4 protein-coding genes are annotated in these 17469 nt (G+C 70.3%); all 4 read left to right on the forward strand.

Annotation, left to right across the window (positions count from 1 at the left end; translation table 11 throughout):
* On the forward strand, nt 1–13945 hold a 13945-nt coding region (locus tag HYV14_02490), incomplete at its 5' end, for a right-handed parallel beta-helix repeat-containing protein (protein MBI2384861.1).
* Between the two features lie 24 nt (nt 13946–13969).
* Nucleotides 13970–14623 (forward strand): hypothetical protein, encoded by a 654-nt coding sequence (locus HYV14_02495; GenBank protein ID MBI2384862.1) that lies wholly within the window; start codon nt 13970–13972, stop codon nt 14621–14623.
* The gene (locus tag HYV14_02500; protein ID MBI2384863.1) at nt 14623–15522 is read left to right on the forward strand and encodes a hypothetical protein; all 900 of its coding nucleotides are present in this window, start codon (nt 14623–14625) and stop codon (nt 15520–15522) included. The genes HYV14_02495 and HYV14_02500 overlap by 1 nt, the downstream gene beginning before the upstream one ends.
* Nucleotides 15512–17425, forward strand: a complete 1914-nt coding sequence (locus HYV14_02505; GenBank protein MBI2384864.1) for a hypothetical protein — start codon at nt 15512–15514, stop codon at nt 17423–17425. The genes HYV14_02500 and HYV14_02505 overlap by 11 nt, the downstream gene beginning before the upstream one ends.
* Nucleotides 17426–17469 lie beyond the last annotated feature (44 nt).

A 17469-nucleotide genomic window follows, 5' to 3' on the forward strand; every position in this document is an offset into this window, starting at 1 on the left:
CACGGGCGTCGTCGCGGGCGGCGGCGGCGGGGCGGGCAACTACGCCGCCGGCGGCAACGGCGGCGCGGCCGGCAGCGCGGGCGGAGGCAGCGGCTCTTGCGAGGGCTGCACGGGCCGCGGGGGCGCGGCCGGCAGCGGCGCCTTTACCGGCGCGGGCGGCGGCGCCTCCACCTTCAAGATGAACAGCGGCGGCTCGGGCGGCGGCGGCGGCGGGCTTTACGGCTCGGCCGCGCTGTCGCAGCTGTTCCTGGGCTCCGGCGGCGGCGGCGGCGGCGCCAGCAACGAGGGTCCCGTAAACGGCGCGGCCGGCGCCTCCGGCGGCGGCATCATCCTGATCCTCTCGTCGAGCGTCGTCAATTCGGGCACGATCGCCGCGAACGGCGGCGCGGCGTCCAACGGCGGGAGCTACAGCAACTCGCCGTACGGCGGAGGCGGCGCGGGCTCCGGCGGCAGCGTCCTCATCCGCGCGCTCTCCTTCAACAACGCCGCGACCGTCACGGCGTCCGGCGGAGGCGCGGGCAGCGCCGGCGCGAAGAGCGGAAGCAACGCCGGCGGCGCGGGCGGCGGCGGCGGCGGCGTGGGGCGCGTGCGCCTTGAGGCCGACGCGCTCGTCGAGGGCACGGTCACTCCCGCCCCCGCGACGGAGGGCGCGCCGTCCGCGGCCGACTCGGATTGGGTGTTCTTCGACAACCCGGCGCCCGCGGACGGCACGACGCTCGCGGCGACTCTTCTGCCCAACTCGGACGTCGCGGGCTCCTATGTCGAGAGCGACCCCACGCCCAGCAACCCGAACCTGATCGCCGACGGCCAGGAGGGAGAGTGGGACTTCGCGCTCGACCCGGAGAACACCGTCTCGGGCCGCTACTACCTGCGCATGGCGCGTACTTCCGGCGCGCCCTTGACGGGCTACGCCAATCTCGCGATCATCGACGCGCGCGTCCCCCCCTCCGCCGTCGACGAGCTGGCCGCGGCCGCGGTGCAGGGCAGTTCGACGACCTTGCTCCTCTCCTGGCCGGCGCCGGGCGACGACGGCGACACGGGGACGCTCCTCGCCGGCTCGTCCTTCTACATCCAGCACGCGACCTATTCCGCCGTCGCCTTCTCCACCACGGCGGCGCAAATAAGCCTCTCCACCGCGGGCGTCTTCCCCGGAGCCCTTCAGCAGTACCTGCTCGCCGGGCTGAGCGGCAACACGACGCATTACCTGCGCGTCTGGACGGCGGACCCCGCCGGCAACTTCTCGACCTTGTCCAACGGGGCCACGACGGCGACCTTGGCGCCGGCGGTGAGCGCCGCGCGCGTTCACGCGGTGTTCGTCTCCAGCGTCACGGCGAACTGGGGCCCGCTGCCCGACGCGGCGGTGCAGGGCTCCTCGAACTCGGCTCTGGGCTACGTTCTCGAGGCCTCCACGGCCGCGGATTTCAGCGGCGTCGTCCGTTCCTCGCAGACTTTCGGCGTGAGCCTCAGCACCTTGAGCGTCCTGAGCCTGCCCGGGGGCGCGACGTATTATTTCCGGGTCGGTTCGCTCAACCTGGCCTCGGCGGCGCATTACGCGCTCGCGGGCTCCACCTACGTCGCCCCTTACTCCGCGGCGGACGCCATCGTCGCCGCCCAGTCCACCGGGACTTGGTACTCCTCGAGCTCGTTCACGTTCTCCTCCAGTTTCGACGGAGCCGCCTACTATCGGGTGCTCTTCGACGCCAACGCGGGCCACGCCTGGACGGGCAGCGAGGCGCGCTGGGATCCGCCCGGCACCCTCACGGTCCAGGCGGCGACGGAAGGGCAGAACTGGCATCTGCACGCTTTGCCCTACGACGCGGGCGGGGTCCCCGGCATCGCCCGCGACATCGGCCCGTTTTGGCGCGATGCAACCCCGCCCGGAGCCTCGCTGTTCCGCTCCTATAATTCCACCGCCGGCGCGCTCGCGGAGATCCAGCACAACGACCTGAGCTCCGGCGTCACGGTCCAGGTCACGATTTCGGACGTGCTGGCCGGCCTGCGCGCGTCGCCCGTCTCGCGCGTCGTCGGCTTCGAGGATGGCGTCCTGCCCGCGGGCTGGACGACGGGCGGGGACGCGGCCTGGGCCGTGCAGGGCGACGTCGTCCACGCCGGGACCTTCGCGGCCCGCTCCGGAGGCATCGCCGCCGACCAGTCCACCTGGCTGGAGGTTCCACTGACGACCTTGGGCGGCGGCGCGACCTTCTACCGCCGCGTCAGCTCAGAGAACGGCGAGGACGTCCTCGAGTTCATGGTCAACGGAAGCACGCGCGGGAGTTGGAGCGGCGAGTACCTCTGGGGCCCGTCCGCCTTCATCGTGGCGCCGGGCACCGCGACCTTGCGCTGGCGCTACTCCAAGAACGGCTGGGAGACCTCCGGCGCCGACGCCGCCTGGCTCGACGCCGTCTCTCTGCCGCCGGTCGTCGCGTTCAGCGCGCGCGTCTCCCGGGACGGGGGTGCGACCTGGTCGGTGGTGCAGACGACGGCCGCGGGCGCGGCCCCCTACCTGGCGCTCACGGGCGGCGACGCCTCGACGGCGGCGGAGACCTTGAAGATCCTGAACCTGGAGTTGAACCTCTCGACCAACAGCTCGACCTGCGCCGCGGCGGCGCCCTGCGCGGCGACCAACCAGGTGCTGTTCGTCGCCGAGGACATGGCCGGGAATATCCGCGAGAGCGGCCCTTACGCCGTCATCGTCGCGACCACGCCCAGCGCGTGGGACGTCGCCTCCCCTTTCTCCACCGGCGCCTGGTACGCGGGCGTGGGCGTGCCCTTCGAGTCCTCCTTCTCGAGCGCGGCGTATTACCGCTACCACTGGGACACCTCCGCCGCCCATGCCTGGACCGGGACGGAGCCGCTCTGGTCGCCGGCGACCGGCACTTTGACGGCGCCCGCGGTGGTGGACAGCAAGGACTGGCATCTCCATGTCCTGCCCTACAACGTCGTCGACTCCTCCGGTCCGCCGCGCGTGCTCGGACCTTTCTGGCTCGACGCCGTGGGTCCCGCGGGCTCCGGCTTCAGCCACATCAGCTCCACCGGGGGTGTGCTCGGGGAAGCGCAGTTGACGGCTCTGTCCGGCGGGGCCACCGTCTTCCTGACGGCCGTCTCCGACTCCTTCAGCGGACTTCTCCTGTCCACCTTCGCCGTTCCCGGCGAGGCGGCCGCGGCACCCGGCGGCGCCGGGGCGCTGTACACCAACGACGGGGGTGCCTCCTGGATCGGCTTCTCCTCGGCCGCGAGCTACGCGGGCGCGGCGTCCGCCTTCCTGTCGCTGGAGGTCTTTCAAGGCCGCCTCTACGCCGGACAGGGGACCGCCGCCGGGAACGGCGACGTGTACGCCTGCAGCCCCGCGGCGACGGGCCTGCCCGGCGTCTGCGAGGCGGGCGATTGGGCGCTCAGCGGCGACAACGCGCACGCCGCGGTGAACTCCTTGGCCGTGTTCCAGGGCCGGCTCTACGCGGGCCTGGGCAACAGCCTCGGGCAGGACGACATCCAGGTCTTCGACGGCGCCTCCTGGACGAGCAGCTTCGACAGCAATTTGGGCGCGGGGTACGGCATCGGAGCCATGTCGGCGTACAAAGGGAAGCTGTACGCCGCCCGCATCGGCGTCCAAGTCGGGGAAGGCGACGTGCTCGTCTGCGACCCGGCGAAGACCGGCGCGTCCGCCGTCTGCGACCCCGCCGACTGGTCGTTGTCCTACGACGGCGGGCGCAACTCCTTCCATTCGCTCGCCGTCTTCAACGGCCTGCTCTACGCCGGACAGGGCAACTTCAGCGACGCAGGCGACGTCTACGTCTGCCGTCCGCGGACCGTCGGGGACCCGCTCGCCTGCGAGAACGGCGACTGGAGCCTCAGCCGCGACGGCGCGGCCGCCCGCGTGCACGCCCTCGAGGCCTTCGGCGGACGCCTTTACGCCGCGATGGGCGCCGCGACGGGCCAAGGCGACATCTACGTCTGCGACCCGGCTTTGACGGGCCAGCCCCACGCCTGCGAGAGCGGGGACTGGAGCCTCGACTACGACGGCGCGGCCGCCTCCGTCTCGAGCCTGCGCGCCTACAAGGGCTTCCTCTACGCCGGGCTGGGGAGCGCGGCGGGCAACGGGGACATTTTGGTCCGCGCCGGCGGCGCCTGGAAGCCGGTGTTCGACGGCCTCCAGGAGAACATCTACGCTCTCATGCCGTTCTCGGGGGACCTCTACGCGGGACAAGGCGACGTCTCTCCCGACGGCGTCGTCCTGCGCCTGGCGCCGCGGGTCTCCTCGATGACGGTCACCGGCGCCGACGGCACGATCGCGGCGCAAAGCGCCTCGGCGCTCATCGCGACCTTGTCGGGCTCGACCGCCGCGACGGCCTGCGGCGGCGCGTTCCCGTGCTCGGCGCGCAACCAGGTCCTCTTCGGGGTCGTCGACCTCGCCGGCTCCGTCTCTCATTTCGGACCCTACGCGCTCATCGTCTCCACGACGCCGAGCGCGGGCGAGGTCGTCGGCCCCTCCACGGGGACGTGGCTGGCGACGAGCACGATGTCATTCGCGAGCCCTTTCGTCTCGGCGGCCTATTACCGCTACGTCTGGGACACCTCGGCCGCGCACACCTGGACTGAGGCCGAGACGCTCTGGAATCCCTCCGCGGGGATCGCTCTGCAGGCCGCCCCCGCGGGGCAGAACTGGTACTTCCACGTCCTGCCTTACAACCTCGCCGGGAGCTCGGGGACGCCGCGCGATATGGGACCGTTCTGGTCGGACGGCGCGCCGCCCGTCGCCTCGCAGTTCCGTCTTTACAGTTCCAGCGGCGGGCTCATGGGCGAGAGCCAGGCCATCGACCTGCTCGCCGGCGCGACCGTGGAGATCCGTCTCCAGGATACCATGAGCGGGCTCCTGCTGAGCACGGGCGCCTTCCCCGGCGGGCCGCCCGCCTCGGGCGGTCCCGGCGTCGTCTTCTCGACGGACGCCGGTCGCACCTGGAGCGCGCTGGGCGCCCCGGTGCTCTCGTACTCCGACGCCAACAACACGTCGCGCCTGGCCGTGTACCGCGACCGCCTGTACGCGGGCATCGGTCAAGGAACGTCCGACGGCGACGTCTACGCCTGCAACCCCGCGGCCACGGGGAACGCGGCGACCTGCGAGACGGGGGACTGGAGCCTCTCACGCAACACGAGCAACGACGAGGTCGCCTCCTTCGCCGTGTTCAACGACAGGCTCTACGCCGGCTACGGCAACGACGCGGGCGAGGGCGACGTCGAGGTCTTCGACGGGACGACGTGGAGCGTCTCCTACAACGGCGCGCAGAATTACATGCTGAGCCTGGCCGAGTTCCGCGGGCGCCTCTACGCGGCCCAGGCCGGCGCGACGGGCGCGGGCGACCTGCTGGTCTGCGCCCCGGCCGCGACCGGCGACGCGTCGACCTGCGAGGCCGCGGACTGGTCGATCGCGCGCGACGGCACCGGCCCCAACGCCTACGGCTTGACGGTGTTCAACGGCGCGCTCTACGTCCAGATGGACGTAGGCGCCGGCTTGAAGCTGTTCGCCTGCACGCCCGGCGCGACGGGGGCAGCGGACGTCTGCGACGCGGGCGACTGGACGGACGCCGGTGCGCCGACGCCGAACGGCGGCGACCACGTCGCCCACGCCGGCCGGCTGTTCCTGGGCGGCAGTACCTGGATCTATGCCTGCGACCCCTCGCTCTCCGGGCGCGCCGAGCTCTGCGAGAGCGGCGACTGGGTCCAGGAGTACTCCGGCAACAACACGGTCTACTTCGGCCGACTCGGGAGCCAGCTCTACGCCTCGGCCTTGAACACGACCGTCTTGACGCGCTCCAGCGCCTCCTGGGTCACGGTCGCCGGGCTGCCCACGTCGCTGCGCTCCCTGAAGTCCTTCAACGGCCGGCTCTACGCGGGCGACGCCGCCGCCGACGTCTATCTTCTCGCCCCGCTGGTCTCGTCTTCGACCGTCACCGGCGCCGACGGCTCCACCGCTCTGGAGACGCTCTCGGCCGTCCTGCCGACCTTGGCCAACTCGACCAACACCGAGACCTGCGGCGGGGGCTATCCCTGCGGCGCCACCAATCAGGTCGCTTTCACGGTCATGGACGCCGCGGGCAACGCGCGCTGGGCGGGCCCCTACGCCGTCATCGTGGCGACCACGCCCGACGCGGGAGCGGTTTCCGGGCCGTCGACGCGCGCCTGGGTGAGCTACGCCACCTTCACCTTCGTCTCGACCTTCGCCAACGCGTCCTCCTACCGCCGCGCCTGGACGACCTCCCCCTCGCATTCCTGGACGGAGAGCGAGACCCTGTGGAACGGCGCCGACGGCCCCGTGGTCTTCGAGGCGGCCGCGCCGGGAACCCAATACTATCTGCACGTCCTCCCGTACAATATCGCGAACGCCTCCGGGGCGCCGCGCGCGCTCGGACCGTATCGGCGCGACTCCGTCTCGCCCGCCTTCAGCGCGTACCGCGTCGTGAGCTCCACGGGCGGGCTCATGGGCGAGACCCAACTCGTCGACCTCTTCGCGGGGGTGACGGTGCAGATCCAAGTGCAGGACCCGCTCAGCGGCCTGCACGTCGCGACGAGCGCCTCGGCGGGCGAGTCTCCGGCGCCGTCCGGCGGCTTCGGCGTGATCTACTCGACCGACGGGGGCGCGAGCTGGGCCGCCTTCGCCGCGGCGGCGAGCTCCGCGACGCTCAACGACAGCTTCGAGAGCCTGGCCGTATTCCGCGATCGTCTTTACGCGGGGCAGGGCTACGGCTTCGGCGACGGTGACGTGTACGCCTGCGACCCGGCGTTGAGCGGGTCGCCCACGGACTGCGAGACGGCGGATTGGACGCTGTCTCGCGATAACGCCAACTACCGGGTGGACGCTCTATTCGTCTTCAACGACCGGCTCTACGCCGGCTACGGCGGCACCGGCGGCAACGGGGACATTGACGTCTTCGACGGGACGACCTGGTCTCTGAGCCGCGACGGGTCGGCCTACCAGATCGGGGCCCTCGCCGCCTACGGCGGCAGGCTCTACGCCGGGCAGGGCGACACCTCCGGAAACGGAGACGTGCTCGTCTGCGACCCCGCGCTCACGGGCGCCGCCTCCTCCTGCGAGAGCGGGGACTGGTCGGTCGCCTACGACAGCTCGGCCTACGCCGCGACGGCGCTCGTCGAGTTCTCCGGCCGCCTCTACGCGGGCTTCGGCTCGGTCTACAGCAACGGCGCGGGCGACGTCATGGTCTTCGACGGCCGGTCCTGGACCTCCAGCTACGACGGCGCCCTCGACAAGGTCAACGCCTTCGCGGTCTACGGCGGCCGCTTGTACGCGGCCATGGGCGACGACGCGGGCGAGGGCGACATACTGGTCTGCGACCCCAAGGCCACGGGCCTGCCGGCGGCCTGCGAGCAGGCGGACTGGAGCGTCTCGCACGACGGCGCGACGACCAACGTCGAGAGCCTGGGCGTCTTCAACGGCCTGCTCTACGCGGGCGTCGGCGGGTCCTCGGGCCAGGGCGACTTGCTGGTCTTCGACGGCACCGCCTGGAAGCGGGCCTACGACGGGACGTCGCAGAGCATTCCGGCGCTGGCGGCTTTCTCGGGGCGCCTCTACGCGGGCACGAGCCTGGCCGGGGCGGCCTCGGTGCAGCGCCTGACGCCCGCCGTCGCCTCGATGACCTACACGGCGGCGCACGGCTCGACGGCCCTGGAGACGCTCTCGGCCGTCATCCCGGCCTTCGTCGACTCTCAGAACGCGGCGACCTGCGCCGGCGTCGCGCCCTGCGCGGCCACCAACCAGGTCCTGTTCGCGGCGGGCGACCTCGCGGCGAACGCGATCTACGGCCCCTACGCGGTGCTCGTCGACACCGCGGTGAGCGCGAACGCGAACGACGTCGTCTCGATACGCTCCACCGGCACCTGGTACGCGACAAGCTCGTTCACCTTCTCGTCCTCCTTCGCCGGCGCCGGCTACTACCGCTACGTCTTCGACGCGAGCGCCACGCACGCCTTCAACGACGCGGAGCCCGTGTGGAACTCAGGCATTCTGAGCACCGGCCCCCCCGCCGGCGGCGCGGCCTTCTACCTGCACGTCAAGCCCTTCACGCTCTCGGACACGGCGGGCGCGACCCGCGACCTGGGCCCTTTCCGCTTCGACCCGAGCACGCCCGTGCTGTCGGGCTTCGCGGCGCTCGACCTCGGGGGCGCGCCGCTGGCGGAAGGCGCGCCGCTGCGCCTCGCCTCGGGCGTCACCGTCCAGATATCCGTGCAGGATTTCCTCAGCGGCCTGAGCACGCGCCCGAGCCTCGCTTCCGATCGCTTCGAGAGCGGCCTGCCGGAGCGCTGGATCTCCACCGGCCCGGCGGCGTGGTACGCGACGGCGGACTCGGCCAACAGCGGCGCCTTCAGCCTGCGCGCGGGGACCATCACGCACGGCCAGTCGACGGGCGTCGAGCTGGTGCGCCGCGTGCGCGCGGGCTCGCTGACCTTCTTCCGGCGCGTCAGCTCCGAGGCCGACTTCGATTTCCTGCGCTTTTACATCGACGGCCAGCTCCAGGCCGCGTGGAGCGGCACGGTCGCCTGGGGGCAGGCCTCGATCGACGTGACGGCGGGCACGCATACTTTCCGTTGGAGCTACGTGAAGGACGGGACGCTCAGTCTTGGCCAGGACAGCGCGTGGATCGACGACGTCGTCTTCCCCGGCTCGGCCTACAGCGTGTCTTACACGACGGACGCGGGCGCCAGCTGGCGCGTCGCCGTCGCCACGGTCGCGACGGCGTCCCCCTATGTCGCGCTGACCGGCAACGAGGGCTCGACCGGCCTGGAGACGCTGACGGCCTACCGTCTCGACTTCACCCGTTCCACGAGCCCGGCGACCTGCGCCGGCTCTTCCCCCTGCGCCGCGACCAACCAGGTGGTCTTCAGCGCCGCCGACCGGGCGGAGAACGACAGCTATGGGCCGTACGCCGTCCTCGTCGACACCGAGGCGTATCCCGGCTGTACCACGACGCGCAACGTCCACAAGACGAACGGCCTCTACACCACGATCACTCAGGCTCTCGACTCTCTGCCCTCGTCCTTGACCGGGCATTCCTGCGTGGTCATACGCGACGGGGCGACCTACGCCGAGCAGGTGACGGTGCAGAACTTCACCAACAACGGCTCGTCGATCACGATCATGGCCGATCCGGCGTCCGGCCTTCGGCCGGTGGTCTCGCCTCCCGCGTCGTCCACGGCGGCCTTCCTGATCGCCAACGCCTCGGTCAACGTGACGGGCCTCGACGTCGTCGTCGCGGAGAGCGTCCCTTACGGCATCAGCGCGTCCTCGAGCCACGTGACGCTCAGCTCCGTGACCGTCGGCGGGGGCGCGAGCCTCTACGCGGCGGGCGTCAGGATCAGCTCATGGAGCGCCGTGAGCGGCAGCAGCATCGCCGTGGGAAACGCGCACGGCCTGTGGCTCGACTCGACTGCGCGGAAGACCGAGGTCTCCTTCAGCACGGTCCAGGCGGCGAGCGCGTCCTACTACGCGCTTTACGCCAACGGCGCCTCTTCCAACGCGTTCACGTCGGTCACGGCGCGCAACCCGGGCGGAACCGCGGCCGTGTTCGACGCGGGCGCGGCCTACAACACGATCAGCTTGAGCACGATGTCGACCGCCTCCGGCGGCTACGCGCTCTTCCTGTCCGGCGCCTCGTCGAACACGATCGCCGGAAGCTATATCGGCAACGCGGCGGGCTCGGCCGCCGTCCTCGATGCCGGCGCCGTCTTCAACACGATCAGCGCGAGCACGATGGCGAGCAACTCCGGCGCCGCTTACGCTCTCTACCTGAACGGCGCCTCGTCGAACACGATCACGGGCAGCCTCGCGAGTAATCCAAGCGGCAACGCCGCCGGGCTCGTCTCCGGAGCGAACCGCAACACGGTCGTCCTCAGCACGATGATCTCCGCGGGCGTCAATCGCGTCGGCCTGCTCATGGACGCGGCGTCCCGCAACACCGTCCTGCAGTCGTACGCTGGCGGCGAGAACGGCGCCGGCGCCTACATCTCGAACGCCTCGAACTTCAACGCCTTCAGCCAAAGCACCTTCACGAGCGCGGCCGCCGCTTACCGCGGGCTCCTGCTCGACAACGCCGATTTCAGCGACATCGCCGGCTGCGTGATCTCGAACGCCGCCGGCGACGCTCTCGAGATCTACGGGATCTACGACACGATCAGCCTCTCGACGATCACGGCCGGCGGCGTCGGCCTGACGCTGACCGCCGCGTCGACCGTGTCCGTGCACGGCTCCTACATCCAGGGCTCGACGGCCGCCCTGATCTCGGGCTCGACGGGGACTATCATCGGCGGCTCCGTCTTCGTCGCGACGAACACGGCCGGCTCCGCCCTGGCGTTGGCGGGCGGCAGCGTCAACCTGACGTTCGCGACCAGCACCTTGCTCGCCCCCTCCCTGGGCCGCGGGCTGGCGCTCAACGAGGGCAATGTCGGCGTCGTGAGCCTCGGAAGCGTGACCTTCGCGGGCGCGGCGCGCGGCATCGAGATATCCACGCAGGGCGCGCTCTTCACGCTCGCGGTCGACTCGGTCACCTTCCGGGGCCTGGCCTCGGGCGCCACCGCCGTCCACTTCCTGGGCGGGACCTTCACTTCCACCTTCACGCTCGCCAATTTCGAGGACGCGAGCGTCGGCGCCAACGTGAGCGCCGCGGCCCTGGACCCCGCGTCGCGCATCACGATGAACGCCCACTACGGCGCGCGCACGGGTCAGGACTATGAGAACGACCCCAACTCGCTCGTGTACTGGGAGGATTCCTCTTACCCGGGCTGCGTGGTGACCAGGAACGTGGGCGCGGGGCGGGCGTACGCGACCATCTCGGCGGGCGTGGCGGCCCTGCCGTCGACTTTGACCGGCCACTCGTGCGTGGTCATCCGCGACGGGGCGACCTACGGCGAGCAGGTGCTGGTGGAAGGCTTCACCATGGGCGGCTCGTCGATCTCGATCTTCACGGACCCGGCCGTGGGCTCGCCGGCGCTGCTGGACCCGCCGGCTTCGTCCACGGCGGCGTTCGTCATCAAGAACGCCTCGGTCAACGTGCTGGGCCTCGACATCCGCGTGGACCAGAACATCCCGTATGGCGTCTTCGCGTCATCTTCCCATGTCCAGCTGTCGAGCGTCTCGGTGAGCACGAGCGGGAGCCTCGGCATCTACGCGGCGGGCGTGCGCATCAGCTCTTGGAGCGCCGTCCGCTACAGCTCGGTGACCGTGTGGGGCGCGCACGGCATCTGGCTCGACGGCTCCACGATGACCGTCGTGTCCTACAGCAGCGCGCAGGCCAAGAGCGCGGCGTCCTACGCGCTCCACCTCCTAGGCGCCGAGCACAATACGGTCACGGGCTCCTACGTCCAAAATCTGGCCGGCGACGCCGCCTATCTCTCCGCCGACTCGGACTACAACGCCGTCATCCAGAGCACCATGGTCTCCAGCGCCGCGCTGTACTACGGACTCCACGTCGTCGCCTCCGACGGCAACACGGTGACGGGCTCCTACATGAGGAACCTGTCGACGGTGGGCGGCGGCCTCCACCTGGACGCCGGCTCCGACTTCAACGTCATCAGCCAGAGCACCATGGTCGCCGACAGCCTGAACTTCTCCGCGCTCTTTCTCACCGGCGCCGGCAGCAACACGGTGACGGGCTCCTACATGCAGAACCTGGGGGGCTACAGCGCCAACCTGAGCGGAGCCGACGGCAACACCATCAGCCTCAGCACCATGGTCTCCAACATCTCGACGCGCTACGCCCTCTATGTCAACGGCTCCGACAGCAACACGGTGGCCGGCTCCTACATCCAGAATATCGCGGGGACCTCCGCCGTCCTGTTCACCGGGTCCGACTACAACACCCTCAGCCAGAGCACCATGGTCTCCGGCGGCGCGGCCACCTACGCTCTCCACCTCAGCGGCGCCGACTGGAACGCGGTCACGGGCTGCTACGCGCAGAACCTGGCCGGTGAAGGCGCCCGCCTGAACCTCGGTTCCGATTTCAACGCCGTCAGCCTGAGCACCATGATCGCCGGCGGCGCGGGCGATGTCGCGCTCGCTATCGTCGCCTCCGTCAGCAACACGGTGACGAGCTCCTACATGCAGAACCTGGCGGGTTACGGCGCCGGCCTCACGACCGGCGCGAACGGCAACGTCATCACCCAGAGCACCATGGTCTCCAACGCCGCCGCCTACGCGTCGCTCTGGGTCACCGCCTCCGACGGCAACACGGTGACGGGCTCCCGGATGCTGAACCCGGCCGGCTACGGAGCCCGCCTGGACACCGGCGCCGACTACAACACCGTCATCCTCAGCACCATGACCTCCGCGTCGGTCACGGCGGGCCGCTACGGCCTCTACGTCGCCGCCTCTTCCTCCAACACCATCCTGGACTCTTATGTCGAGGGCTCCACCGCCGCCTTCATATCGGGCTCGACAGGAACCGTGATCGGCGGCTCCGTCTTCATCGCGACGAACACGGCCGGCTCCGCCCTGGCCCTGGCGGGCGGCAGCGTCAACCTGACGCTCGCGACCAGCGCTTTGACCTCCCCCGCCCTGGGCCGGGGTCTGGCGCTGAACCCGGGTAATGCGGGCGTCGTGACTTTGGGCAGCGTCACCTTCAGCGGGGCCGCGCGCGGCATAGAAGTATCGACTCAGGGCGCCTTGTTCAGCCTTACAGTCGATTCGGTCACCTTCCGCGGCCTCTCCTCGGGCGCTACCGCGATCCACTTCCTGGGCGGAACCTTCGTCTCGACGATCACCTTGGCGAACTTCGAGGATGCGACGACCGGCGTCAACGTGTCGGGTGCGGCGCTGGATCCGGCCTCGCGCGTCACGATGCGCGCCGCCCGCGGCCCGCGCAGGGGGCCGGCCTACGAGAACGATCCCGACTCGCTCGTGGACTGGCCGGAGCTCCTGCCTCCGAGCAGCCCGGCGATCTTCACCGTGGGGCTGTCGAGCGTCGGCGTGCAGTATGGGCTCGTGAACGCGGACGGCTACGTCGTCGAGGCGTCGACGATGGCGGATTTCAGCGGCGTGCTGTACGCCTCGGCGACCTTGTCCCAGGCGGTACGCCTGGCGCCGCAGTCCCTCGACCCCAACACGACCTACTTCCTGCGCACGGGCGCCTTGTGGGGCAGCGCTACGGTCTACGCGCAGACCGCGCTGTCGACGGCGACCTTGACCAAGCTCGCGAGCGGCAGCACGGTCTACCGGATCGACGTGACCAGCATGATCGTCAACTGGCTGCCGCTGGCGCTGGCCCCGCCGGACGCCTCGTCGAATTCCGCCGCCGGCTACCGCCTCGAAGTGTCCACACGCCCCGACTTCACCCCTCTCTGGACGTCCTCTCAAACTCCCAATGTCGCCCTCTCCACTTTGACCGTGGACTCCCTGCGCGGCGAGGTCACCTACTACTACCGCGTGGGCACGATCAACTCGGCCGGCGCGGTCAACTACGCGGCGGCGGGCTCGACGATGGTGCCGCTGGCGCTCGGCGTGGAGATGTCGACGCGCACGATCACCTTGCCGGGACTTACCCCCATGAACGCGACGATACTGATCACCACTTCGACGGTGCTCACCAACACCGGCAACGTCAAGGAGACCTACCTCCTCCGGGTGACGACGGTGACGCCGGGCAGCCTCTGGACGGTCGGCTCGACCCCGGGCGTGGACCGCTACGCGCTGTGGAGCCTGATCGCCCCGGCCGAGCCCGGGCTCGGCGACTTCGCCGCCGAGGACAGGCTCGCCGACGCCGAGCAGGCCTGCACGGCGGCGGTCTTCGCGCTGGGCGGCGGGACCTGCGTCACGGTGCCCGTCGGCGGCACGCGCACGCTTTGGCACAAGATCGCGACCCCGTTGGCGACGACCAACGGGGCGGCGCAGGAGATACGCATATTCGCACGTGCGGTTCGGGATCCGGACCCCGACCCGAACCCGTAAATCATGACGCACAAGGAGAAGAGAATGAGAACGAAAGGCAGACGGTGGCTGGGAGCCCTGGCGCTGAGCCTGGGGCTGGCGGGAACGGCGTGGGCTGACGCGAGCGACTCGTTGACGGTGACGATCGTGCCGGGCGCGGCTTACGCGGTGGACATCGACACGGCGCTGGTGGTGCTGAACCTGGGTACGGTGAACCTGAGCGGCAGCACCTTCACGGTGAGCCCGGCGACGGTGCAGGTCAACAGCAGCTACGCGGCGACGGACCTGACCATCGCGGCGTCGGTGCTGTCCGGGGGCTGGACGCTGGACGCGAACACGGCGACGAACGAGAACGACGCGCTCAAGGCGTGGGCGGTGTTCAGCGATACGAGCGTGACGAACGCGGCGACGCTGGCGGGGCTGTCGGGAGCGTTCACCGGGACGGTGCCGGGCGCGACGGGCAGCGACGTGCTGGGCACGGCGTCGGCGGGCGTGGGCACCGAGGGCAGCGGCGACGTGCAGTACGTGCTGCTGGCGGCGAACGCGGGCTACAAGACGATGGACGCCCTGCCGACGTTCACGGTGGACGGGCCGGCCAGCCGGGCGCATCTGTGGCTCAAGTTCACGCTGCCGCCGACCACGACCGACCTCACCGCGAAGCTCGTGCAGATCACGGTCACGGGAGGAGGGCCGAACTGATGAGGCGACTATTGATCGCGGCGCTGCTCGCGGCGCTTCGGCCGCCGGGACCGGCGCAGGCGAAGATCGGCCTGTCGGCGCGTTTCGGGGACGTCATCCTGGAAAGCGCGCAGCCGGGCAGGACCTACAACCTGCGCGAGGCCGCGCGCGTGCCGTTCGGCGTGGAGAACCGCGGGGACGCCCAGACCGAGGTGGTCGTCGAGTTCGAGAAGCCTCTTAAGGCGCGACTAGCCGAAGGCTACGAGCCGATACCGGACCCGTCATGGATGAAGGCCATGCCGGACAGGTTGACCTTGGGACCTAAGGCGGTGGGCTTCTTCGACCTGCTCCTGACGATCCCGGACGACCCCGCTCTCACGGGGCGTCATTTCCAGGTCACCGTCAAGGCCAAGGGCGGAGGCGGGCTGTTCGGCGTGGCCGTCGAGAACCGCGTGCGGATCTCGATCGGTCCGGGGCCGGAAAGCATCAAGGCGGAGAAGAAGAAGAAGGCCATGCAGCAGCTGGATTTCGACGTGACGCCCCGGGAGCTGTACCTGACCGGCGTGCCCGTCGGAAAAGCGTGGGACGCGCGCAAGGAGGCGAAGAAGTCCATCCGCATCGCCAATTACGCGGCGGACGCGTTGAGCCTGCGGCTGGAGGTGGCGGCCTGGGACAGCCGCTTCCAGATGCCGGAGGGGTATGAGCCCGTTCCGGATGCGTCCTGGATACGCCTGAAGACCGACGTCGTGACCGTGGGGGCTTCGGAGATCGGGCAGGCCTCGGTGATCGTGGCGGTCCCGGACGAGGAAAAGCACAAAGGCAGGAAGTACGCGGCGATGATCCGGTCGGGGCTGACGAGCGGCTTCTGGCTCGACGCGCCGGTGAAGCTGTTGATCGAAACGGAGTCCAGTGGACCCTAGTCTCTTCAGACGGCTGAGGCTGATCGCGGCCCTCCTCGGAGCGGCCGTCGCGGGACCGTGTCTCACGGCCCTGACGGCGGAGCGCGCCCTGGCCGCCCCGGACTCCCTCGCCGTCAGCATCACTCCGCGCGACATCTGGCCTCCCGCGCCCGTCACCGACCTCGTCGGTCTGCCGGGCGCGGAAGGGCAGTTGCTGCTGCAGTGGACGGCGCCGGACTCCAACTCGAACGCCCTCGGCGTGCCGTCGCCGGCGGCGGGCTACGCGATCCGCATCGCCACCTTCTCGGTGGACGACGTCGGGGGCAGCACGACGGCGTGGTGGGGCGGCGCCATGGACGTTCGCTCCTTGCCCGCGCCGTCGGTCAGCGCGGTCCCCCCCGCGCCCGGCTCGCCTGGGGCGCAGGACTTCCTGCTCCTGACCCGGCTCGAGCCGGGGGCCACTGTGTACGCTCTGATCACGAGCACGGACTCGGCCGGCCTGATCTCGGACGCGGACGTCAAGGCCGTGACGCCGGGCGGCCAGGCGTTCGCGCTGATCTACGACGCGGTCCCTCCCGCGCCGTCGGGGCTGGCCGCGGTTCAGACAGGCGCTTCGACCTTCACGGTCACCTGGAGCTCGGGGACGGCCTACGACCTGGACTACTACCGGATTTCCCTCGATTCGACGGTCCCGCGCGACTTCGCCGACGCCTGGTCGAGCACGGCGTCCGCGTCCGCGACGAGCGCGCTCATCGGGGGGCTGCCGTACGGGACCTATGCCCTGCGCATCGGCGCGGTGGACAAGGGCGCTCCCTCCGGACCGGGACTGCCCCTGGAGAGCCCTCCGTCGGCGAGCGTCACGGCCGACATCATCCCACGCCTGGCGCAGACGCCGTACGGCATCGACATCAGCTCGTCAGCCGGCAGCGTGACGATCCGTTGGCTGCCCGTCGTGCGCTACGACGACCTGACGGGCTTCGTCGATCCCTCCGCTCCGTCCATCGGCGAACTGACCTCCTATCGCGTCTACCGCGCGTCGACGATCGTTCTCGGGACCTGGGCCGAGGTCGCCTCGCTCTCGACGGGGACGGCGAGTTGGACGGGCCCGGCCGTGGCGACCGCGCCCTACTACACGGTGCGCTCGGAGAGCACCGGTTCCGACCTGTCCCTGTCCGGGCGCTCGCTGATCCGCTCGGCGGCGACCCTCGAGGGCTTCGTCGTGGCCCCCGACGATCAGAGCTACTTCCGCATCCCCGCCGCGGAGATCGCGCCGTTCGTCGGCTCGGCCGGCGATTCGGCGAGCGCCTACGCCATCATCGTGTCGAGCCGCCCGCAGGACTTGGGCGGCCGGGTGTACAAGTCCCTCGATTTCAAGGCCTATCGCGGAGGCTTGATCCACGACCCCAACTTCAGACTCGACGGCATGGGCACGGTGCGCATGCACTACGAGATCTCCGGCAGCTCGCTTTCCCCCTCCTTTACGGGCGCCGCCGCCGGTCCCCAGAACGCCAGCGTGTACTGGTGGAACGGGGCGCGCTGGCTGCAGCTGTACGGCAAGGTCGATACGCTCTCCCAGAACGTGTTCCTGGAGACGAAGTACTTCGGCCAGTATCAGCTCCGCTCCGTCGAGCGCGTCGCGGGCTTCGCCTTCAACTTGGCGGGCCTCTCCAACCGCTTCGTCACGCCCAACGGCGACGGCAAGAACGACACGGCCGTCTTCACCTTCGACAACCCCCGCGACGCGAAGGTCACCGGCCGCATCCTCGACCTGCGCGGACGCGTCGTCGTCTCGGAGCTTGCCCCCGGTCCCGTGCAGAACACCCTGGAATGGAAGCCCGGCGCCGCCCTGCCCGGGGGCATCTACATCTATCAGCTCGAGGGCGAGGGGCAGTCCTTCACCGGCACGATCGTCATCCTCAAGTAACGGCGCGTTTCCAGGGGATTTCGCAACCCTGTAACATCCTCTTC

This window comes from Elusimicrobiota bacterium, from assembly GCA_016182905.1.
Taxonomy (GTDB): Bacteria; Elusimicrobiota; Elusimicrobia; order UBA1565; family UBA9628; genus GWA2-66-18.